Source organism: Nocardia goodfellowii (assembly GCF_017875645.1).
Taxonomy (GTDB): Bacteria; Actinomycetota; Actinomycetes; order Mycobacteriales; family Mycobacteriaceae; genus Nocardia; species Nocardia goodfellowii.
In genome coordinates, this window is the sequence record NZ_JAGGMR010000001.1 from 429,665 (window position 1) to 451,417 (window position 21,753).

The 21,753-nt window shown below is 67.2% G+C and carries 17 protein-coding genes; 11 read left to right on the plus strand and 6 right to left on the minus strand.

Annotation, left to right across the window (positions count from 1 at the left end; all coding sequences use genetic code 11):
• Positions 1-228 precede the first annotated feature (228 nt).
• Together BJ987_RS37945 and BJ987_RS01740 are read left to right on the plus strand one after the other, a co-directional pair.
• Entirely contained in the window at positions 229-1,998 is a 1,770-nt protein-coding gene (locus BJ987_RS37945; protein WP_209884043.1) for an ATP-binding cassette domain-containing protein, read from the plus strand.
• A gap of 21 nt (positions 1,999-2,019) precedes the next feature.
• Positions 2,020-3,093: a DUF6545 domain-containing protein gene (locus BJ987_RS01740; protein WP_209884045.1), complete on the plus strand. Its 1,074-nt coding sequence runs from the start codon at positions 2,020-2,022 to the stop codon at positions 3,091-3,093.
• On the opposite strand, the gene BJ987_RS01745 is transcribed toward BJ987_RS01740, so the two are convergent.
• Positions 2,981-4,147 (minus strand): MAB_1171c family putative transporter, encoded by a 1,167-nt coding sequence (locus BJ987_RS01745; RefSeq protein WP_209884047.1) that lies wholly within the window; start codon positions 4,145-4,147, stop codon positions 2,981-2,983. The genes BJ987_RS01740 and BJ987_RS01745 overlap by 113 nt on opposite strands.
• A 58-nt stretch (positions 4,148-4,205) precedes the next feature.
• Between BJ987_RS01745 and BJ987_RS01750 the strand changes: the two genes are divergently transcribed.
• The gene (locus BJ987_RS01750; RefSeq protein ID WP_209884048.1) at positions 4,206-5,186 is read left to right on the plus strand and encodes an ABC transporter substrate-binding protein; all 981 of its coding nucleotides are present in this window, start codon (positions 4,206-4,208) and stop codon (positions 5,184-5,186) included.
• Positions 5,187-5,197: 11 nt separating this feature from the next.
• Positions 5,198-5,761: a hypothetical protein gene (locus BJ987_RS01755; RefSeq protein ID WP_209884050.1), complete on the plus strand. Its 564-nt coding sequence runs from the start codon at positions 5,198-5,200 to the stop codon at positions 5,759-5,761.
• Here the strand turns inward: BJ987_RS01755 and BJ987_RS01760 are convergent.
• Positions 5,700-6,674 carry a DUF6545 domain-containing protein gene (locus BJ987_RS01760; protein WP_209884052.1) on the minus strand — a complete coding sequence of 325 codons (975 nt, stop codon included), beginning with the start codon at positions 6,672-6,674 and terminating at the stop codon, positions 5,700-5,702. The genes BJ987_RS01755 and BJ987_RS01760 overlap by 62 nt on opposite strands.
• Before the next feature lie 97 nt (positions 6,675-6,771).
• On the opposite strand from BJ987_RS01760, the gene BJ987_RS01765 reads away from it, so the two are divergent.
• On the plus strand, positions 6,772-7,485 hold the full coding sequence (locus BJ987_RS01765) for a siderophore-interacting protein (protein WP_209884053.1): 714 nt from the start codon (positions 6,772-6,774) through the stop codon (positions 7,483-7,485).
• Positions 7,486-7,539: 54 nt separating this feature from the next.
• Here BJ987_RS01765 and BJ987_RS01770 read toward each other — a convergent pair whose 3' ends face one another.
• Positions 7,540-9,276 carry an ABC transporter ATP-binding protein gene (locus BJ987_RS01770; RefSeq protein ID WP_209884056.1) on the minus strand — a complete coding sequence of 579 codons (1,737 nt, stop codon included), beginning with the start codon at positions 9,274-9,276 and terminating at the stop codon, positions 7,540-7,542.
• The gene (locus tag BJ987_RS01775; RefSeq protein WP_209884057.1) at positions 9,273-11,114 is read right to left on the minus strand and encodes an ABC transporter ATP-binding protein; all 1,842 of its coding nucleotides are present in this window, start codon (positions 11,112-11,114) and stop codon (positions 9,273-9,275) included. The genes BJ987_RS01770 and BJ987_RS01775 overlap by 4 nt, the downstream gene beginning before the upstream one ends.
• Positions 11,115-11,263: 149 nt before the next feature.
• Between BJ987_RS01775 and BJ987_RS01780 the strand changes: the two genes are divergently transcribed.
• From BJ987_RS01780 to BJ987_RS01805, 6 genes are all read left to right on the plus strand, one after another.
• A complete protein-coding gene (locus tag BJ987_RS01780) occupies positions 11,264-11,701 on the plus strand; it encodes a TIGR03667 family PPOX class F420-dependent oxidoreductase (protein ID WP_209884059.1) in 438 nt (145 codons plus the stop codon).
• Between the two features lie 67 nt (positions 11,702-11,768).
• Complete coding sequence (locus BJ987_RS01785) at positions 11,769-14,006, plus strand: putative glycosyltransferase family protein (RefSeq protein WP_307869413.1); 2,238 nt, start codon at positions 11,769-11,771, stop codon at positions 14,004-14,006.
• A 35-nt stretch (positions 14,007-14,041) separates the two neighbouring features.
• On the plus strand, positions 14,042-15,004 hold the full coding sequence (locus BJ987_RS01790) for an RluA family pseudouridine synthase (protein ID WP_209884061.1): 963 nt from the start codon (positions 14,042-14,044) through the stop codon (positions 15,002-15,004).
• A gap of 86 nt (positions 15,005-15,090) precedes the next feature.
• Positions 15,091-15,834: a CPBP family intramembrane glutamic endopeptidase gene (locus tag BJ987_RS01795; RefSeq protein WP_307869414.1), complete on the plus strand. Its 744-nt coding sequence runs from the start codon at positions 15,091-15,093 to the stop codon at positions 15,832-15,834.
• Positions 15,835-15,996: 162 nt separating this feature from the next.
• Positions 15,997-18,258, plus strand: coding sequence for a hypothetical protein (locus BJ987_RS01800; RefSeq protein WP_209884063.1), 2,262 nt, complete (start codon positions 15,997-15,999; stop codon positions 18,256-18,258).
• Between the two features lie 89 nt (positions 18,259-18,347).
• A complete protein-coding gene (locus tag BJ987_RS01805) occupies positions 18,348-18,845 on the plus strand; it encodes a hypothetical protein (RefSeq protein ID WP_209884064.1) in 498 nt (165 codons plus the stop codon).
• A 49-nt stretch (positions 18,846-18,894) separates the two neighbouring features.
• Here the strand turns inward: BJ987_RS01805 and BJ987_RS01810 are convergent, their stop codons facing one another.
• Complete coding sequence (locus BJ987_RS01810; RefSeq protein ID WP_209884066.1) at positions 18,895-21,060, minus strand: MMPL family transporter; 2,166 nt, start codon at positions 21,058-21,060, stop codon at positions 18,895-18,897.
• Positions 21,061-21,086: 26 nt separating this feature from the next.
• On the minus strand, positions 21,087-21,515 hold the full coding sequence (locus tag BJ987_RS01815; RefSeq protein WP_209884068.1) for an EXLDI protein: 429 nt from the start codon (positions 21,513-21,515) through the stop codon (positions 21,087-21,089).
• Between the last annotated feature and the right edge of the window lie 238 nt (positions 21,516-21,753).

The window sequence follows — 21,753 nt, forward strand, 5'->3', positions numbered from 1 at the left end:
ATTCCCGCGCACCAGCACACTTCCGGCCTACCGATAACCTCGACGCTGAAGACGGCTTCCTCCGGTTCAGGTCTCCGTGCTCCTGGTGACGCCGACCGCCGCCATCGTGATCTGCCGGTGGCTGCTGCAGGATCAGCTCGTCGATCGCCTTGCCCACCTAGGCACTGAGTTGTCCCGAGTCCGACACGCTGCAGGCGCGTGGGTCGAGTCTGTGTGCTCTACGGCCTTGTGCCCGAGCACGCCAGATGTTCGCATTGTCCCGCGCCTCTGTCACCAACGATTGGATCCGCTTTGCCACTGCCCGCGGCACGTCTTGACATGATCATCGACCGGACACAGAGCTCGATGTTGCTGCGTGGGGTGCGGGCATCGGCATGGCATGTCGGGTTGTTTGTCGTGGTGGCGGTGGCCGCTTCGCTGTGCGTGGTGGCCGGGCCGCTGATTTTTGTTCATGCCGTCACGGGCGCAGGGCGGTCGACCGCTGAACTGTTCGGTTACTTCGCGCTGTTCGCGGCGACGCTGGCGGGGGCCCGACTGCTGCAGGACGCCAAGACCGTGTTGACGAACCGGGTACAGCAGGACGTGGGTTACATAGCCAGCGACGAACTGCTCGGGCGAGTGATGCGGGCCGGTGGAGCGCTGTTCGTCGACACGAATGCCGCCAAGATCGCGGCCTTGGTCCAGAGCTTCAACCAGTCGAACAAAATCTATGTCCAGATGTTCATGATGGTCATCGTCGGCGGCATCTGTGACGTGGTTGTATCCATGATCGTTATCGTTCGCAACATCAACATCCTGGTCGCGGCGTTCGTGGTCGTGTACGGCGGGTTGACCGTATGGATCACCTTGCGCGGCAACAAGGTAACCGAGAAGTATCTGCGTACCGCGCAGCGGAAAACCAATGACAACGCGAACCTGCTCGGCAATGTTGTAGCCAATATCATTTCGATCCGCGTCTACCGCGGGCAGCGCTGGATCGCTGATATCAACCGGCGCAACTACAGCGAGTCACGGACGAACTGGAATGCCTTCTACAGCCGGCGTATCGGCTACGGAGGCCTGCAGGCGCTGCTGGTTTTCACGCAGTACTGTGGCGCTTTCGGTGTCTTGCTCTGGATCTACGACAGCGGAGCCGACCTGGCGCAACTGTTGCTGCTCACGCTCGTGCTCGCGCAGCTGAATCGTCCCTTCGAACTCATCGGAACCTCGCTCCGTGATTTCGCCGTAGCCAAGAGCATGGCCGAACCCGCGATCGAGTTGTTCGACGCGCATGCGCCGGCGAACCCCCGATACGAGCAGGTCGCCGAGCCCGAAACCTCGGTCTTGAAGCGAGCACCAATCATCGAGATCGAGGAACTGACGTACCGCTATCAAGCATCGGGACCCGCTGTATTGAACCGGGTGAACGCCCAATTTTCGCCGGGCCGACTCAATTTCATCATCGGACCATCCGGGGTGGGCAAGTCGACCTTGATGGGTATCCTGCTCCGGCTCAATTCCGGTTATGCGGGAGCCGTCCGCGTCGACGACCGGTCGCTGGACGCGTTCGACGACGACACATATTGGGCGGCAGTCGGGTACGTACCGCAGGAGCCGATGCTCATGAACCTGTCGATACGCGAGAATGTGCTGCTCGGACGGGATTTCAGCGATGACGAGGTGCGGGCCACGCTGGCCCGGGTGGGTCTCGAGCACAAGGTGTCGCAGTTGCCCGATGGTCTGGATTACCGGATCGGCGAAGGCGGTCGCATGCTCAGCGGCGGTGAAAGGCAGCGGTTGTCGATCGCTCGGGCGCTGATCGCCCGGCCTCGCATCCTGCTGCTCGACGAAGCCAGCTCCGCACTGGACTCGACCACCGAAGCCGCGATTCGCACTACCTTGCGCGCGCTCACCGCCGATACGACCGTCATCGCCATCACGCACCGGACCGACACCATCGGCGACAGTGACGAGGTCCTCGATCTCGGGAACCAGGTGCACGCCGTCGCGCCGGCCTGACCCGTTATAAGGTCGGCAGCGATGATCGACTGGCCCATCCCGCTCGCATTGCTGCTGATAGCCGTGGCCTCGGTCATTACTCTCGGCCGTTGGTTCCTCGTCGCGGATCAGCTCATCGATCGCCTGTTCAACTGGGCGCTGGGCTGGGAAGTTCTCGGGCTGACGGTTTTCGTGTGCGTGGGGCGGCTCGGTGGGCCCGAGTTGGCCGAGTATCTGTTTTTGGCGTTCGGTCCTTTGACTATCGCCAATGTTTACGGGATGGCCCGGTTGCTGGGTGGCGCCGATCCGGGGGTGGCGGCGGGGCGGCAGCGGCGCTATAACCGGTTCGGGGCGGTGGCGGCGGTGCTCATTCTGTTCGGGGCGGTGACGGGGTGGACCGACTTCGCCGAATGGGTCTGGGCGGCTTGTAATTTGGTGACGATCGCGGCGGGGCCGCTGGTGATGCGTGCGTGTGTGCGGGAACTGCGGGCCGGCCCGGGGTGGCGGGAGCGGTGGGCGTATGTCGCTCTGCTGGTGGTGAGTATTTATCTCGGCGTCGGTTCCGCGACGGTGGCGGTGCGGGCGGCGATGGGGCTGCCGACGGCGGTCAGCGGGGTGGGTTATGCGATTGTGTCTTATCTCGTTCTGGTGCTCTTGTGCCTGTTGATCGCGATCCCGCTCGTTCTGGCGCTGATAAGACGTGCGGGCTGGGACCGGGATTCGCGCCGCTGTCGCCGCCTGTATCCGCTCTGGTCGGATCTCACCGCGGTAGTCCCGGAAGTCGTTCTGGCGCAGGACGTTTCCTATACCGGCGATCCGGCGCTGCGGTTGTACCGGATCACGGTCGAAATTCGCGACGCGCTGCTGCGACTGAAGCTTTATGGCGCGGAGGACGCACCGCAACCTGGTACCGACATCGACGGGTATGCCCGGTGGATCGCGCTGGCCGCTCGGGCGAGGTCGTGCGGGTTGCCCCCGCATGGCGTCGCGGACACCGGTGCGCTCAACGCCCACGCTGATCGGTCCGCGGAACTGCGCACCCTGTTCGCCTTGGCCGCCGCGTGGCCCGCCGCCAAGGTCGCGATCGGCGCTGCGGAGCAGCCGCAGCGGTGCTGAGCGACGCGCGGGCCTCGGGCCATGCGCGGGCGAGGTCGAAGAGGTGGCGCAGCTCGGTGGCGTGGTCGGTCGGCGGATGGCCCGAGGTGTCGGGATGCGCAGCTGCCGGGGGCGCTCCACTGACCTTGGCGTGCAGAGCCTGCGCTACGTGCCAGGCGTCACCGGTGCCGTTGTGCTCGGACGCGTAGGGCTTCAATCGCATCAACGCGTCCCAAATCTCGACGGTCATCCGGTACAGGCGTAATTCCGGGTCGGGGTGCTGGGTGTCCGGCGCCAGGACGACTTCGGGGACCGCCGCGGTGAGATCTGACCACAGGGGGTGCAGCCGACGGCAGTCGCGTCCGGTCGAGTCCCAGCCGGTGCGCGCCGCCAGCGCTCGCACCAGCGGGATCGCGAGCACCGCGGTGAGCACGCCCAGTGTCAGGAAGGCTGTGTGGGCCCAGGTATTGGAAACATCCCCGGTCCGCGCGCCGCCGAGCACGCCGGATACCTCGATCAAGCCGAGCACTGCGAGCACTCCGACGGGAGCGGCGGCCGCGCTGTAGACGCAGACCGCGAACAGGATGGCGTAGGCGAGTCGCTCACGCGGCGTACGGGATCGGGTACGCATCTCCCGCCAGGACCCGCGCGCCACCAGGACCGCGGATCCGCCCAGCACGATATTGCTTGCTGCCCACAGCATTCCGAGCAGCAGGGCGGTTCGATCGCCGAGTAGACCGAGGATGCCGAGCACCGTGGCGCCGGAGGCCGCGGCCGCCACCGCGTCGTATTTCCGCTGCCTCGCCCAGACACGCGCCGGATCCGCGCCGTGCAGCAGTCTGGCCAGTCCGTAGATATTCGCCACCCCCAGGACGGCCACGGCCAGATACAGCTGTTCGCCCAGCCCGCCGCGGCCGAGCCAACCCGTCACGCCCCACACCAGCATTCCGACCAGATTCCAGCTGAAGGCCCGGTTCAACAGGCGGTCGCTGTTGAGTTCGTTGACCAGCCACCAGCGCCCCGCCAGCACGACGGCCAGGAAGGCGGCGATCGCCACCGAGCCCGGGGTAGGCATAGGAGCTCCCTGCAAAATAGGTTAGCCTTGGCTGACTTAGTGTGAAGAGGGGTCGGCGATGAGGTCTGTTCGAGCGTCTCACGGTCGGGCGCGGGCGGCGGTGGCGGCGGTCGCGTGCACTCTCGCCCTCGGCGTCACCGCGTGCGCGAGCTCAGGCGAGGACTCGGCCGGCGGCGAGGCCGTCACCATCACACACGCGCGCGGTGCGACCGAAGTCGAAGGGACGCCGAAGAAGATCGTCGCCCTCGGCAATCAATGGCTGGATTCCACCCTGGCGCTGGGGGTGACACCGGTCGGCTACATCGACAACGTGGCGGTGCTGTCCAAGACCGCGGCGCCATGGGTGCCCGCGTCCGCGCTGGCGTCGGCACAGGCCTTGAACACCAGCGGAAATATCGCCGAACAGGTCGCGGCGCTGGAACCGGATCTCATTCTGGCTGACCCGTTCCTCGCCGACCAGAAGACCTATGACGATCTGTCGAGGATCGCGCCCACCCTGCCGGGCCTCACCGCCGCGGCGGTCACGCCGTGGCAGGACCAGGTCGCGGCGCTGGGCAAGGCGCTGCGCAAGCCGGATGCGGCGAACGAGGTGATCACCGGTGTCGAAGAGAAGATCGCCGCGATCGCGGCGGCGAATCCCGGACTGCGGGGCAAGACTTTCGCCAGCACCTGGCTGGCCGCCGCCACCCAGATGATGGTGCTGACCGATCCGAACGACGGCTCGGCCAAGGTGTTCACGCAGCTCGGGCTGAGCATCCCGAAGAACCTCACCGACCTGCCCGCCAACCAGGGCCGGCTGGCGCTGTCGCCGGAGCGGGTCGACGAGGTCACCGCCGACCTGCTGCTGGCCGGTTACGCCCCCGGCATGGACGAGAAGTACCGCCAACTTCCGGGCTACGCCGATCTGACATCCGTCAAGAAGGGAGCCGTGGTGTTTCTGACCACCCAGGAGATCAGCGCCGTCAACCAGCCGACCGCCCTGTCGGTGCCCTACATCCTGGACAAGCTGGGCCCGGCTTTCACCGCGGCCGCGAAATAGCGAGGCCGGTCATGTCCGTCTATCCCGATGACACCCGTTTCGCACTCCGCGAGGGCGGCATGGTGCTGGTCACCGCGACCGAAGCCGTCTTGCGGCATCCGACCCGCCGGGAAAAGCTCACCGGCCTGACCGACGTGCAACTGCGCGCGCTACGGCGCCTGCCGCAGGGACCCGCGACCATTTCCGAATTGGCCCGCAGCACCGATGATCTCGAAGTCGCGGAGCTGATCGAGCGGCTGACCGACGGCGGCTGGCTCAGCGTGACCGTGCGGGTGGGCTATCGCGATCTCTACACCCTGCATCCGTCCGGCCGGCCGGCCACCCGGCCGAGCGGCGTCCCGTGGGCGGCCACCCTGTCCACTTACGCGACGCTGCGGCGGGATTCGGTGAGCTTCCTGCTCGAACATCCGAAGGCCTGGTGTGAGTTGCGGATTCACGACCCGCGTCTGCTCGCGCTGCTCGACGGTCCCGGCGCGGCCGACTCCAGCGTGCCGATCGCGATCAAGACTCAGTTCACCGAAGATCTGCTGTGGGGCGGGTTCTTCGTCGGAGATCCCGATACCGAGGATTACTAGTCCAGTCCCGGGCCAGGGCGAGCAAGATCTCCAGTTCGGATTCGATGTCCGCGCCGCACGGCACGTCCAGGCGCAGCAGTGTGAGGGCGTCGCGGATTTCCACGACGGTGCGGTAGAGCCGGTATCCGGGGTCGGCGTCCGGCGGGCCCGGTAGTACCACCCCGGGGACGGCCGCGGTGAGGTCCCGCCACAGTGGTCGCAGTCTGCGGATCTTCCGGCTCTCCCGGTCCCAGCCGCGCCGCGCCGCCGCGATTCCCGCCAGCGGCACGGCGGCCAGGGTGATCAGGGCCACGAACCCCACGCACGAGGCGGCCGTCCAATGCGGTGCGGGGTTGGTGAGCGGACCGCCGGACAGCAATCCGATCCCGCTCGCGACCGCCGCGTGTACCCAGCTGATCGCGCCCACGAGCAAGACGCCGAAGACGAGTTTCTGCCGGCGCGAGGCCGCCTTGGACAGCAGGTCGCGCAGGCAGGCCCGCACCGTGAGGCACCCGGCGACAGCTACCGGCACACTGAAAATCGCCCACACCAGCCAGGATTGCCACATCGGCGCGGATTCGTCCGGGCGGCCCAGCGCCAGCACCACCGCGGCTCCGCCGACCGCCCACCGGTTATACCGCCGGTGCCGTCGGCGTACGAGTTCGGGGCGCGCGCCCGCGAACAACCCGGCCATGCTGACAATCGCGACGTTGACGAATACCCCCATCGCGAGAAACAGCCGAAAGGTCACTTCCGCGAATTCGGTTCGGCTGCCGAACTCCTCGATCAGCGTCGCGATCACCATCAGGCTCAACGCCCGGTTGATCAGCTGCTCGGTGTCCGTGGAGTGGGCATAGCGCCATCGCAAGCCGAGGATGGCGGTGGCATAGGCGAGCGCGGGCAGCGATATCCACAGCGGAATCGGGCCTGGCACCGCACCTCCATCGGGTTCGCTTGTGGCTGCACCGTATAACAGGATCGGCGACACGAAGCACGTGACTCGCAAGTATCCTTAGGCTAACCTAATGCCCATGGGTAGAGGATTCAACGGCGTCATGGTCAAGGCGTGGGGCGGCCAGGACTACCGCCTCACCGTGCGATCGAGCGAGTTCATCACCGACAACTATGTCCGCCTCGGTTTCGACGCGGACGGCCTGCTGGCCGACCATCCGCAGTACCCGACCCAGTATGTGCGGGTTTGGATTCCGGATACCGGCAGCGACAAGTTGCACCATCGCGCCTTCACCCTGATCGACCAGGACCCCGACAACGATCGCCTCTTCATCGAGTTCGCGCTGCACCACGGCCCGGCCGCCGATTGGGCCCGCAATGCCGCCCCGGGCGATCAGCTCGACGTGTCGGTGCTGAACTACGACGCCAAATCTCGCCTGCCCGAAACGGTTCCGAGCGAGTACCTGATCTTCGGCGACACCGCGTCGCTGCCCGCGATCAACTCGCTGCTCGATGCCATCGGCGACACCCCGGCCCGAGTCTTCCTGGAATGGCAGCACGAATCGGACCGGACGCTGCCGTTGCGCAACAAGCCCCACCACGAGGTGACCTGGCTGCAGCGCGTCGACGACGGCCGCCTGATGCGCGAGAAGGCACAGGAAATTACCTGCCCCGACGGCGCTTTCGCCTGGGTCGCGTGCTGCGGGCAGACCACGCGGTCGATCGTGAAGACCTTCAAGAACGTGCACGCGCTGCCCAAGACGGCGCTCAAATACCAGGCCTACTGGAAGTAGCCCGGCCACGGAAGACGCCGCATCGATGAGGGATGCGGCGTCTTCCGTATCTCTTTATGCCGGTGCGGGTTCCAAGCGCCAGCCGCGTGCTCGGGAGCGCTCGTTCCAGAACGCCGCATAGCGCCCACCGAGTGCCAGAAGTTCGGCATGCGTACCGCGTTCGACGATGCGCCCGCCGTCCAGGAACAGGATCTGGTCGGCGTGGGCGATGGTGGACAGCCGATGCGCGACGACGAGAACCGTTCGGCCCCTGGTCAGTTCGTGCACGCCGCGCACCACCACGGCCTCGCTGTGCGGGTCCAGCGCACTGGTCACCTCGTCCAGCAGCACGATCGGTGCCTCCTTGAGCAGCGCCCGGGCGATCGAAACACGTTGACGCTCACCGCCGGACAGCGCCGCGCCGCCCTCTCCCACCCGCGTCTGATAGCCGTCGGGCAGGCGCTCGGCGATCTCGTCGACCCGCGCGGCCTCGGCCGCGCGCAGCAATTCGGCCTCGGTGGCGGAGGGCCGGCCGATCCGAATGTTGTCGGCCACCGACCGATCGAACAGGTAGACGTTCTGGAATACCAGCGACAGCTGATCGAGCAGCGTCGCCGACGGCTGTTCGCGCACATCGTGTCCGCCGACCTCGACCCTTCCGGCATCGACATCGTAGAAGCGTGCCACCAACCGCAGCAGCGTCGTCTTACCTCCGCCGCTGGGTCCGACGATGGCGGTGGTCGTGCCCGCTGGGACCGTGAACGACAGGTCCGACAGCACCGGTTCGCCAGGGCGGTAACCGAACTCGACCTGATCGAAGACCACGCTGGGCGCGCCCGGTGCTACCGGCCCGCTGAACTCCGGCAGGACCGGAACGGCGAGCAGGTCGGTGACCCGATCCGCGGCGGACGCGGCCGTGCGCAGCGCGTTGCCCACCTGCGCGGCCTGGTTCACCGGTTCGATGAAGCGCGAGCTCACCGCGACCAGCGCGATCGCGGCCGCCGCCGACAGCTCGCCGCCGGTTACCCGGCCCACCACCACGTACACCAGCACCAGGAATACCGCCTGCACGCACAGCGCGAACACGATGAGGCCCGGCACGCTCGCCACGATCATCCGCAGACTCGCCGCGCGCTGCCCGGCCAGCGCCGCGTCCAGCGCGCGATTGCCGCGTCCGACCGCACCGAAGGCGCGCAGGACAGGTTGCGCCTGAGCGAATTCGATGACCCGCGAATCGGATTCGGCCGCGGCGGCGTGCAGACGCCGATCCGCGTGCACATATCCGCGGTTGGCCAGGTTGTTGATCGAGTAGAGCACCGGCGCGGCCAGCAGCATGGTCAGTGCGACGCGCCAGTCGATGAACAGCATGCCGAGTGCGACACCGAGCGGGACGATCACGCCGGTGAGAATCTTGGCGAGCAGATAGGCGACCAGGCCTTGGAGTTCACGCACCTGCTCCACCAGCAACCGCGGCAGCGGACCCGCGGCGCGTTGCTCGAACCAGCCCAGCGGCAACGCGTTCAGGTGATCGCCGAGCCGGGTCTGCAAACCGTGCTGCATGCCCACGCCGATGCGCAAGCCGATGGCGGCCTGGAGGTAGCCGAACACCACGACACCGCCGACGGCGAGCAGCATCCCCGCCATCCAGAGCCAGGCGCGGCCCAGTTCGTCGTCGAACAGCGCCCGCAGCACCGGGATCAGCAGCAGATAGGCGGCGGCCTGACTGAGGGCCTGCGCGGTGATCGCGGCGAAGAGTTTCGGTGTGAGCGGGGCGAATTCGGCCGGAATCAGATCCAGTACCTTGCGAATCATCGTGCCTCGGCTTCGATCATGGCCAGCTCACCCAGCGCGGCCTCGTTGATTTCCCACAGCCGCTGATAGGTGCCGCCCGCGGCGCACAGCGTGGCCTGCTCACCCTGTTCGACCAGGATTCCGTTCTCCAGCACCAGGATTCGGTCCACGCCGGTGATGGTGTGCAGCCGATGCGCGATGACGAGCACGGTGCGCCCGGCGACCAGCACCGCCAGCGCGTCCTGCACGGCGGCTTCGGATTCCGGGTCGGCGAAAGCGGTCGCCTCGTCCAATACCAGGACCGGTGTGTCGGCGAGCAGCGTGCGAGCGATCGAAAGGCGTTGCGCCTCACCGCCGGACAGGCTCGCGTCCACTCCGATCTCGGAGTCGTAGCCACGTGGCAGCGCCATGATGCGGTCGTGGATGCGCGCGGCCCGGGCCACCTTCTCCAGCGCCGCGTCGTCAGCGTCGGGGCGGGCCAGCAGCAGGTTCTCGCGCACGCTGCCGCGCACCAACCGCACGTCTTGGAAGACGAATCCGACCGTTCGATAGAGCTCTTCGGTGGAGAAGTCGCGAATGTCGCGGCCGCCGATGGTGATTCGGCCGGAGCCGACGTCATAGAAGCGCGGCAGCAACTGGGCCAGCGTGGACTTCCCGGAACCGCTCGGGCCGACCAGCGCCGTGATCGTGCCCGGCGCCAGTTCCAAGTCGATATCGCGCAGCACCTCGTGCCCGGCGCGATAGGCGAATCCGACGCCCTCGTACCGCACCACACCCGGTGCCGCGGTCTCGGTTTCGAGATGTGCCGGCGCGCTGAGCTCCGGAGTCTGTTGCAGCTCGGACAATCTCAATGCCGCGGCGCCGCCGGAGCGCAGGGCCTGCGCGCTGTACCCGAGCCCGGTGAGCGAGCTGCCGACACCCAGACCGACCAACAGGAAAGGCAGCACATCCAGGGCGGGGAGCCAGCCCAGGCCCACCGCGGCCAGTCCCGCCGCCAGCACCACCAGCATGACGAACACCGGCATCACCACGATCTCGGACGCCGCCTGCACCTTGATGATCGGCGTCTTCATCCGGTCCACGCTGCGGGCCTGATGATCCACCGCCGCCTGGAATTCGCTGTGCGCCTTGCCCGCCTGACCGAACGCCCGAACCACCTGAATGCCGTCGACGAACTCGATCACGGCCTGCTGGGTGCGCTGCTCGGACCGGTTGTAGACCACCATCCGGTCCCGGCCGTCCACATCCAGGATCCGGCTGTAAAGCACCGCGAACGCGAGCACCGGCAGCAGCAGCGCCAGCGTCAGCCGCCAGTCGACGGTGCACAGGTAGCCGAGGGTGAGCAACGGGACGGTGAGCGCGCCGACGAACTCCAGCCGCGCGTGCGCCACCAGGTAGTGCAGCGCCTCCACGTCGTCGGAGAGGAAGCGTTTCACGCCGGCCGAGGAACGTTCGTCGAACCAGCCGAGCGGGACCCGGGCCAGTTTCGCGGCCAGCGATCGGCGCAGGCTCAGCTGGTAGCTGCCGTCCACCAGGTGTGACCAGGTCAGCGCCGCGGCTTGCAGCACGGCGCGGATGCCGAGCGCCACCCCGGCGATGGTCAGCAGTCGTCGCACGCGGTCGGCGTCCACCTGGTCGGCGAGCAGCTCCCGGCAGGCGTCGACGATCAGCACGAAGGGCAGCACCGTGTAGGCGGAGGCGAGCACCATGATGACGCTCGCCCCGAGTAGCGGCATGCGCACCGGCGCGAGAATCTCCTTGCGCGCCTGCGCTTCCTGTTGTTTGCGCGATTTCAGCTGCGCCCTGGGTTTACGGTTCCCCGTCTCCGCCGCGGCCAGCGGCTCGACCTCCACCGTCATCGAAACTCCCCTTCTCGACTTGCGGCCCCTGACATCGGAGCCACAAGGAAGGCTAACCTAAGTCGCTGGGCGCGTCCGGTGTTGGCGCAAATCGGACACAGCACGCCGAACCGGAATCAGCGCGGTGGCACGCCTTGTTATGCACAGGCATGACCTCCACGGCAGATCGTCCCGTCGTCGACCCCGCGACCCCGTTGGGCGCCAAGGTCGCCCCCCGCCTGGAACAGGAGGGGTTGATCTGGCTGACCACCGTGGGAGCGAGCGGCACCCCGCAACCCAATCCGGTGTGGTTCCAGTGGCGCGACGGTGAATTCCTCATTTTCAGCGAGCCTGGACAGGCGAAAGTGCGCAACATCCAGCGCAACCCGCGGGTATCGCTGAACCTGAACACCGACGGCGGCTACGACGTCGCCGTCCTCACCGGCGACGCCCGCATCGACGACACGGCGCCCGCGGCGGAGGAACTCGCCGCCTACGCGGCCAAGTACGCCGACGGCCTGCGATCGTTGGGCATGACCGCGGAAAAGTTCTTCACCGACTACTCGGTAGCGATCCGCGTCGTCCCCGATCGTTTGCGGGGATTCTGACGCCCTGAACCAACCGAGCAGTTCCGGCCTTTCCCAGTTCACCGTTTAGCTCTACGATCCGGCAGTTGTGAGCACCGGCGGGGATACCGAGACAAAGCGCGATAAACGAGTATGGGCGGCGGTGACGGTCGCGGGCGTCATCGCCGGATATCTGGCGGTACTCCTGGCCGACCCGCGGCACTACTACACAGACGACACCGAGGCGCAGTACGCGCCCATGTGGGTCGCGCTCGGTAACCGGTTGCGCGACGGCGAGTTTCCCTGGCTGATCCCGCACGAGTGGATGGCGGGCAACTACACCATCGAGGAAGCCGGGCTGTACAACCCGCCGCAGCTCCTCGTGCACTTCCTGGCGCCCTCGTTCGACAATCTGGCGCTCTACGCGACGCTGGCCAAACTGGTGTTCTCCATCATCGCGGCGCTCGGCGTCTACCGGATCTGCCTGGCCTACGGCGCTCGCGCGTACTGGGCCGCGGTGGCGGGCATCGCCTTTCCGCTCAGCGGCTGGTTCCTGTTCTTCGATCAGGCCAGCTGGATGACCTGCCTGACGGCCACCGCGTGGATGGTGCACGCGTGGGCGTCGGCGGTGCGGTACGTGCGCGGGCAGAGCGGGCCGATCTCCCTGTTCGTATTCTTGTATCTGGCGCTGACCGTCCAATATGCCTTTCCCGCGGTCGAATCCGGACTGCTGATGGCCACCATCGTGGCCGGGGAGTACCTGCACCAGCGACAGTGGCGACCGGTGCTGAACCTGATGCTGGTCTCGGCGCTGGCCGCGTCGGCGGCGCTCATCGCCAACCTGCCGGGCCTGCTGTCCTCGCAGTACACCTGGCGCGGAAACGCGCGCATCCACAACGATCCATTCCTCACCGTGCCGTGGTCGGAATCGCTGAACGCCAGCCTGCCCAGCACCACACCCGCGTTCACCGCCTGGTGGGGGCATGTCCAGCCGCTGCCGATGGTGTACATCGCGTGGTTCCTGATTCCGGCGCTGGCGTTCATCGACTGGCGGGCGGCGGCCCGCTCGGCGCGCGAGCTCAGCAGCGTCGCCCTGTTCGCGACCGCGGTCCTGATGTGGACGGCGGGGCCGGGCGCGATCGGGCCGCTGCGCTGGCCCGCCCGGGTGCTGCCGATGGTCGCCCTCGCGCTGCTGGTGCTGGTGTGCGTATTGCTCAGCCGCCACGGCACTTTCGCGGTGACCCGCAATCGATTATTCGCGGCGGGCTGCCTGATCGGCCTGCTGTTCATCCGGTCGTTCTCGGCCGCGCCCGAGATCGTGCTCCGGCACCTCGTCGCGGTCCTGGTCGTCGCGGGCCTCGGCGCCGCGGCGGTCTGGCTGGCCCGCCGTCGCGGTCCCGCCCTGGCCTGCGGCTTCATCGCGGTGGTGATGTTCCCCATCGCCTACACCCAGGTGGCGATCGCGCCGCAGACGCCGATGTCGTACAACTTCCCGGAGCGACGGTCCACGATGACCGCCGCCTTCCCCGACTTCGACGGCGTCACACTGCAATTGGCCGATCGCGCGATTCTCGGCCCGCAGGACCGCGACAGCACCGCCGCCTACGGCTCGCTGGCCATCGGCAACTACGCCAAGGCGCTGGGCCTCGATTACGTCAACGCCTACACCCCGATCGGGCACGCACCCTTCGCCGGACAGCTGTGCATGGCCTGGGACGGCAGCACCTGCCCGGACGCGTTCCGGCGCGCGTTCAGCGCCGAACCCGAGACAGGTGCGCGGATCGTCGATCTGATGAAGGTCGACCGCGTGGTGCTGCACCGCGCCCAGTACCCCGACGCCGGTCTGCACCCTGCCCCAACCGGCTGGAAATGGGTCGGCTACCCCGGCCACGAACGCTACATCTGGGTGCTCGAACGCGAATCCGGCCTGCTCTCCACGGTGAACGGACTGGTCGCGCACACCATCGACGCCACCGCCACCTCCCGGGCGAGTGACGAGGCCGCCGCCCACTTGCGCGTCAGTTCCCGCGACGGCGGGCGCGTGGTGTTCGCCCGGCTCTACTGGCCGGGCTACCGAATGACACTCGACGGTGCGGAGATCCCGGTCAGCGCGGTAGCCCGGACGTTCCTCGCCGTGGACATCCCCGCCGGCACCGACAACGGCGTCCTCGAACTCACCTGGCGACCGCCGGGCTGGAAGGCCGGGCTGGTCGGCGCGGTCGTGGGCGTGACGGGGACGGCGCTGCTGCACTGGGCCTACCTGCGCAACCGCCGCCGCGACGCCGAGGCGCCGCCGCTCGAGCCGCTCCCGGCCGAGCTGCGCGAACCGGAGCCGGTCCGGGTGTGACCAGCGCCTGACCGCAGGGCATAGGGTCGATGTCGATGAGAAGGAGACAGCAACCGCCACTGCCCAAGCGGTTCGGGCTCGATCCGGCCCGGCTGCGGCTGCCGGAGGACGGGCCGTGGGCGACGATCCGCGACCACCTGGTCGAGCGGTTGCCCCGGGTCGACCCCGCGCGCATCGACGAGTTGCTGCGCCAGGGCGGGATCGTGGATCTGGCGGGCCCGATCGCGCCGGACGCGCCCTATGTGCCCGGCGGGGCGGTGTGGTTCCACCGGGATCTGCCCGAGGAAACCGACGTGCCGTTCGACATCACCATCGTGCACCGGGACGACGACCTGCTCGTCGTCGACAAGCCGCATTTTCTGGCGACCATTCCCCGCGGACAGCACATCCGGCAGACCGCGCTGGTCCGGCTGCGCCACGAGCTGGGGCTACCCGAGTTGATCCCGGCGCATCGGCTGGACCGGGTGACGGCGGGACTGATCCTGTTCGTGATCAATCCGGCGCGCCGCGGCGCGTATCAGACGATGTTCCACAAGCGTTCCGTGCGTAAGGAATACGAGGCGATCGCACCATACGATCCGGCGTTGGACCTTCCCCGGACGGTGCGCAGCCGGATCATCAAGGAGAAGCAGGTGCTCGCCGCGCAGGAGGTACCGGGCGAACCGAACGCGGAAACCGTGGTGGAGTTGCTGGAACATCGCGACGGACTCGGGCGCTATCGCCTGAAGCCGCACACCGGCCGGACCCACCAGTTGCGGCTGCACATGAACGGGCTCGGGATACCGATCCTCGGCGACGACTTCTATCCCGTGCTCACGGACAAGCCGGTGAATGACTTCACCCGCCCGCTCCAACTGCTGGCCGCGGCCCTGGAATTCACCGATCCGATCACCGGCGAACCCCGGCGCTTCGAAACCACGCGCACGCTCCAGGCGTGGACCGATCCCCAGGGCTGGGCCGAGGGCTCACCGGCCACGTTTGCCAGTCGGTGGCCATAAGCGCGCACCGTCCGGGTATGGCGGAAACGATGACGGGTCTTTCGGGGGATACAGCGGGTGCGGGATCGATCCGTACACTGGGCCGGGTGCTTCAGACGGTCGTCGAGGAGCCGGGCCCGGTCCGGCGCAAAGTGCACGCCTACATCGATGTCGCCGTGGTCGTCGTCGTGCTGGCCGGCACCAACCTGATCGCTCACTTCACCACCGCGCTCGCGAGCATCCTCGCCGTCCCCATCGCGGCCGTCATCCTGCTCGCGCTGATGCGCAAACGCGGGCTGGGCTGGGCCGAACTCGGCCTGTCCCCGCGGCACTGGCGGCGCGGCACCGTCTACGCGCTGGCCGCCGTCGGCATCGTCCTCACCGTGGTGGCGATCGGCGCGCTACTCCCCCTGACCCGCCCGTTCTTCCTCGCCGACCGCTACGCCACCTTCTCCGGCGCCCTCATCGCCTCGATGATCGTCATCCCGCTGCAAACCGCCATCCCCGAGGAACTGGCCTTCCGCGGCGTCCTGCACGGCACCCTCGACCGCGTCTACGGCATTCGCGGCGTATTCGCTTCGGGATCCCTGCTTTTCGGTCTCTGGCACATCGCTTCCTCGCTGGGCCTGACCAGTACCAACCGCGGTTTGACCGCGCTGCTCGGCGGCGGCCTCCCCGCGCAACTGGCCGGTATCGGCTTGGCGGTGCTCGCGACCGCCGCCGCCGGCACCCTGTTCACCTGGCTCCGCCATCACACCGGCAGCCTGCTCGCCCCCATCGCCCTGCACTGGTCGGTCAACGGCGCCGGCGCATTGGCCGCCGCGCTCGTCTGGCACACCACCGTCGCCTGAAACGCGAAAGGCCTTCCGCACCTGCGAAAACGGGAGTCAGGAGGGCGTCGGCGTTGACGTCCGGAGACAGCCGGTTTACGCTCGCTGCGATCAAACGTATGTTCGAGCAAACTTGTCGCCACCGGTGCGGTGGGCACGTTACCTGGTTCAGGAAGGTTCGCGATGCTCGACGAACAGTCGAACGGCGGAGCCGGCAGTTCTGAGATTGCCGCATTGGCGGAGCGGGTTGCGACGGCGCGCGGGAAGCTGCCCTTGCAGCACGACGCAGCGCTCGTCGAAGTGCTTTCCGAGGACGAGATCGCCGCCGAACGCGAGCTGGCGGAGTGGATTCGCCAGCAACGGCGCGGTCAGCGGCGGCGAGCCGTGCAGGACGAGATCGCCGCGGAGAAGCGCGACCGGCGGACCTCCACCGCGATCAAACGCGTGGAGGAGGCGGACGCGCGGTGGCATCGGCGGGCGCTCGCGGCGCGGCGCCGAGTCGCCAATCAGGATGCGCGGCTGGCGCAGTTGTATCGCCGCGCGGAATGGTCTTCCCGGGCGCTGATCGGCGTTGTGGTGCTCGGCATGGTGTGGGCCGGGGTCAATGTGCAGCACAACCTCGTGCCCAGCGGAGACATGTCCGACCCGCTGTACTGGCTCAGCTACGGCATCGAGGCGATGATCTCGATCCCGATCATCACCATCATGGTGGTGGCGACGACCGCGGCCCGATGGGGCCGGGAACTGCCGCGAGGCAAGATCGTCTTCTTCGAAATAGCGTTGCTGGGCACGACAATCGGACTCAACGCGGGCCCGCACCTCGCCGCCGGACACTGGGGCAAGGCCGCCGAATACTCGATCGCACCCGTGATGGTCGGCGTCGTGATCTGGTTGCACGCCTGGGTTTCCGCGCGATACGCCCAGCTCATCGACAGTGTGGAGGTCGTGGACGACAGCGCGTACCGCGAGCCGCCGAACACCGGTTCGCCGCAGCCGAACGGGCACAGCCACGAACCACGGAACCACCTCGACGAGATTCCGCTGCATCGTCTCGATAGTGCAGTGACACAAGGTCTCTCGACGCACCAGCTGCCCGCTGTGCCCCAGTACAACGGGCGACCGGCGACCAATGGTCACCACCTGAACGGCACCAACGGGTACGCGTTGGCCGGTGTGCGCCCCAGCGACACCAACGGCTACCCGTCAACCGAGACCCACCTCAACGGCCACGGAGTCAAGGACACCTTTCGCTCCAACGGCACCAATGGTTATGCGGTCGACACGACCTTTCACACGCACGGTTCCAATGGGCATGCGGCAACCGAGGCGTTTCACAGCAACACCTTGAACGGGCACGCGGGCGACCACACCATTCACCCCAAGGGCATCAACGGGCATACGGGTGGCGAAATTCTTCACCCGGACGGCACTAATGGGCACGCGGGCGACCGAACCGTTCACTCGAACGGCACCAATGGGCACGCGGGTGACCGAACCGTTCGCTTGGACGCCGCCAACGGGCACGCAGGCGACCGAACCGTTGACCTCAACAGCTCCAACGGGCATGCGGTGAATGGCAATCGAATCCATCCCAACAACGGTTCCGCGAACCCGCCGACCAGCAGCGCGGCGCGGGCAACCGAAACCTCCGTCCGTCCCAGCGACCGCAACGGGTATGAGGTAGCCGACTCCCCTACCCACCCCCGCTCGGCGACCGATTCCCGTACCCACCCCAACAGCCACTCCGCGACCGATTCCCCTGCCCGCCATAGCAATACCAACGGCAAAGCGGCGACCAACCCCGCTATCAACTCCAGCGACACCGGCGTCCCGGCGGCAGCCAACTCCAGTACCCGCCTCAGCGCCACCGACGGCAACGCGCCGACTGAAACCCACACCCTTTCCGGCGACACCAGCGGCCACGCGCCGACCGAAACCCACACCCGTTCCGTTGACACCACCGGCAACGCGGATGCCGCAACTCGCCACAACGCCCACACCCAGAATCGTCCAGCCGATAGCGCTGCCGCTCAATCCACCGAAGCCCACGTCCCCGCCGAACCCGAGCCCACCTCGCGTCCCGCGCGCTCCGAACCGGTCGTCGAACAGCTCACCCTCGACGATGACCCGGGCCCCGAACCCCGCCATCCCCGCATCACTCTCGATGCCATCGCCGCTGCCCGTGCGGCCGTCGAGAATGCTCCCGAACCGCTTCCGATCGTCGAACCGGACGAGGAGGACGGGGTTTGGGCGGTCGCGCGGGCCATTATCGAGCGCCGCATGTCGAAGCTGCCCGTCGAGCAGGTCGCCGAAATCCTTACCCTCGCCGACCAGTCCTGGACACCGACCGGCATCGGCAGCGAGGTCGGCATCTCGTCGGTCGCGGTCTCCAGAATCCTGGAAGCCGCACGCAAACTGCGCAATCCGTACGCGCTGGCCACCTAGACCTCACAAACACGCCCGGAGGGACAACACGCACCGCCGGACACGCGACGGTTAGGTCGCTGCTTGCACGGTGTGCAACGATCCGACACGTGATGCGCAGCGTGGAGATCACCGCCGCCCTGACGGGACCGATCGACCGAGAGCATCGGTCCAGGCTGTACTGGGAGCGCCTGATCGAGTTCAGCCTGGATTGCTTCATCTGCGAAAGGGCCGGGCGCACAACGATCTTGAAGTACGGTGCCGAACGCGCCATCTGCAGCGGCGATACCGAGCACGGTCAGCATTTCAGCGCGGCGCGCATTTCCTCGTTCGACCACACGCACGGTAGCGATCGAATCGTGCTGCGCTCGATCGTGGATTTCTGGTGGGCCCCGTTCGACGACACCAAGCGCGACCTGCAAGCCGTGGCGCCGACCAAAACACCTTGGGTGCGTTTACATCTCGGCTATTCGTGCCCGCACAAGGACGAGGCGGGCAAGGAGTCGATCCAGACGAACCTGGTGCGCCCGTACGAATTGACCTGTGCCCACTGCGAAACCCTCATCGCCGTCAACGAGGAGTCACCCGCCATCCGGCTGCTGGCCTGATCAGCACGAAGGCCCGCCTCCAAATCGGGAGCGGGCCTTCGGCATTCGCCTATTTCGCCCGGCCCCCGCTGCTGGACCGAACCCGGGAGTCGTATACCCCGGCCGGAGCGAGCGGCGGCTGCCCGGCCCCGCGATCACCATGCCCGGGCCACCACGCGGCCCGGCCGATCAGCGCGGTCACAGCCGGCGTGAAGAACATGGCCATCACGAAGGCGGCGATTCCGATACCGATCGAGATGGCGAATCCCATCTGCGACAGCGTGTTGTTGCCCGCCAGCATCATCGAGGCGAAGGTGCCCGCCAAAATGATCCCGGCCGCGGCCACGGTGGGTCCGGTGTGCCGTAGGGCCGATGCCGCGGCTTCCCGCGGACTACGCCCCTCCCGCGCCTCCTCCCGCAAGCGGGCGACCATGAGGATGTTGTAGTCCGTGCCCAGCGCGACGACGAACAGGTACATGATCACCGGCAGCGTGAAGATCAGCCCGGAATTGCCCTGAATGTGTTGGAACACAAGCACTGTCGAGCCCAGCGTCGCCGCGAAGCCGAGGAACACCGACGCCATCAGATACCAGGGCGCGACCAGACTGCGCAGCAACAGCGCGAGCACGAGCATGATCAGCACCGCCGCCACCGGGAACACGATCGCGTAATCGTGGTTCATCGCCGCCTGGAAGTCGACGAACACCGAGGTGATGCCGCCGACCAGCGCGGTCGTGCCCGGCGGCGCGGCCTCGTGGGCGATCGCACGCAGCGGACCTCGCACCGTGTCGAGGGCCGCGTCGGATTCCGGTGCGTCGGCCAGCGTCACCTGGAAGTCGGCCACCATCTTGTCCGCCGACAACTGCGCGGCGCCGACCTGCCCGACTCCGGGCACCTGAGCCAACGTGGTCCGGTATCCCTCCAACTGCTCGGCGGTCAGCGGCCCATCCGATCGCAGCAGCACATCGGACGGCTGGGTCGCGCCCGCGGGCAAACCCTTCAGCAATTCCTTGTTGTAGACCACGGATTCGGAGGCATCCGAGGTCGACCCGGAACCGAGGTCGAAGGTCGGGTTGAACCCGATGGCCAGCACACCCAGGGCGACCAGCACACCGCCGGAAACGACGGCGAACAGTCCGGGGCGCCGGCCCATGGCGTTGCCGACCGCCGCGAAGCGCGCGCTCGCGGGCTCCGACCGCCACGACTTCGACGGCCAGAACACCTTCGTCCCGAGCAGCGAGACCACCGCGGGCACCAGCGTCAATCCGGCCACCAGTGCGACCGCGACCGCGATAGCCAGCGCCGGGCCCAGCGCCCGGAACATCCCGAGACTGGACAGCACCAGTGCCATGAACGCGATGATCACCGCGCCCGCCGCCGAGGTGATCGCTTCGCCGACGCGTGCGACGGCGCTGACCATCGCCGTCTTCGGATCCTCGCCGGCGCGCAGCCGCTCCCGGTAGCGGAACATCAGGAACAGGATGTAGTCGGTGCCGACACCGAACAGCACGACCAGCAGGATGGAGTTCACCGAGGTGTCCATCTCGAGGTCGAAAGCCTTGGCCGCCATTGCGATCAAGCCGCCCACGGTGCCGGAGATCGCGCCGATGACGACGATCGGCAACAGCGCGATCACCGGACTGCGGAAGATCACCAGCAGCAACACCAGGATCAGCACGATCGTGGCGATGCCGATGATGGCCATGCCCTTCTCGCTGGATTCGGTCTGGTCCAGGGTCGAGGCCGCCATACCGGTGATACCGGCTTTCAGCTCGGTGCCCGTCACCCGCTCGCGCAACTGTTCGCGCAGTGCCCGCACCGCGTCGCCCTGCGTCTTGTCCGCGGGATTGGTGACCTTGTCCATCTGTACCGCGATCACCTGGATCAGGCGGTTCTCCGACGGTGGTGTGGGATGCACGCCGGTGACGCCCTTGACGTGCTCCCCGGCGAGTTCGGTCGCCGTCGCCAGGACCGAGGCGGAGTCGGATTCGGTCAGTGGGGCGCCGTCCTCGCGCGCCACCACGATCAAAGCGGCCGGGGCCGAGGCCTGCGGGAAAGCCTTCTCCTGCAGTTGCATTGCCTGGATGGATTCGTAATGCGAAGGCAGGAACGAAGATTGGTCGGTGGTCGAGGTGAATTCCGGCGCCGTGGCCAAGACCGCGACGATGGCGACGGCCCACAGGCCGATCACCTTCCACGGGTGATGGACGACAACGCGCCCGAGTCGAGCGAACATGCGGAGATCCTTTCGAGGGCTCGACGTCAGACGTCCAGGTCCTGAGTGCTCGGGTTCTGCACGACGTCGGCGACCTCGCAATAGATGCGGGCGGGCACGCGCTCGCGGAGTTCCTCTAGCGTGTCGAGGATTTCGACGGTGTAGTCACCCGCCCCGTGCGCATCACCCAGGGGATTGACGGATTGCGAAAGCCAGCTCTTCCAGTCGTTGCCCCAATTGCACACCTCGGCCAGTTCCATCCAGTTCGACTGCCGCTGGTGCACCACGTATTTGCCCTTGCGGCTGCGGTAGACCCGGATCACGGCGACACCGGCCGCGCCCGCGGTGCAGGTCTCCGCGAGGCGCTTGCCGTAGAACCGCTGGGCGCGGTGGCCGCCGGGTCCGACCTTCAGGGTGATGTGCTCCAGGTCGTCCGGCGTTTTGGTGACGTCGACGGGCTGTGGGTCGGTGGTCATGATCCCCTCAATTTCATAAAAGGTTGCGCAATTTTGCATGCGTCAAGTAACGGCGGCGCCCCTTACCTTCGGCCCGTCGTACCTGTTCGAACTGCGGATTTCGTGTATCGCCACTATAAGTAGATGTATACGTATAACGCAAGACCGAACGGCGGCTTCATTCATGGGATTAATCGCTGGCATGCCGCCCAGGCCGTGCCAACCTGACGGTGCTAGTCGGCACGGGGCAGCCATGACC

Bases quoted from the DNA above. Each gene is read 5' to 3' on its own strand.
- BJ987_RS01740 (WP_209884045.1), top strand. From the start codon at position 2,020: ATGATCGACTGGCCCATCCCGCTCGCATTGCTGCTGATAGCCGTGGCC.
- BJ987_RS01745 (WP_209884047.1), bottom strand. From the start codon at position 4,147: ATGCCTACCCCGGGCTCGGTGGCGATCGCCGCCTTCCTGGCCGTCGTG.
- BJ987_RS01750 (WP_209884048.1), top strand. From the start codon at position 4,206: ATGAGGTCTGTTCGAGCGTCTCACGGTCGGGCGCGGGCGGCGGTGGCG.
- BJ987_RS01755 (WP_209884050.1), top strand. From the start codon at position 5,198: ATGTCCGTCTATCCCGATGACACCCGTTTCGCACTCCGCGAGGGCGGC.
- BJ987_RS01765 (WP_209884053.1), top strand. From the start codon at position 6,772: ATGGGTAGAGGATTCAACGGCGTCATGGTCAAGGCGTGGGGCGGCCAG.
- BJ987_RS01770 (WP_209884056.1), bottom strand. From the start codon at position 9,276: ATGATTCGCAAGGTACTGGATCTGATTCCGGCCGAATTCGCCCCGCTC.
- BJ987_RS01775 (WP_209884057.1), bottom strand. From the start codon at position 11,114: ATGACGGTGGAGGTCGAGCCGCTGGCCGCGGCGGAGACGGGGAACCGT.
- BJ987_RS01780 (WP_209884059.1), top strand. From the start codon at position 11,264: ATGACCTCCACGGCAGATCGTCCCGTCGTCGACCCCGCGACCCCGTTG.
- BJ987_RS01790 (WP_209884061.1), top strand. From the start codon at position 14,042: ATGAGAAGGAGACAGCAACCGCCACTGCCCAAGCGGTTCGGGCTCGAT.
- BJ987_RS01800 (WP_209884063.1), top strand. From the start codon at position 15,997: ATGCTCGACGAACAGTCGAACGGCGGAGCCGGCAGTTCTGAGATTGCC.
- BJ987_RS01810 (WP_209884066.1), bottom strand. From the start codon at position 21,060: ATGTTCGCTCGACTCGGGCGCGTTGTCGTCCATCACCCGTGGAAGGTG.
- BJ987_RS01815 (WP_209884068.1), bottom strand. From the start codon at position 21,515: ATGACCACCGACCCACAGCCCGTCGACGTCACCAAAACGCCGGACGAC.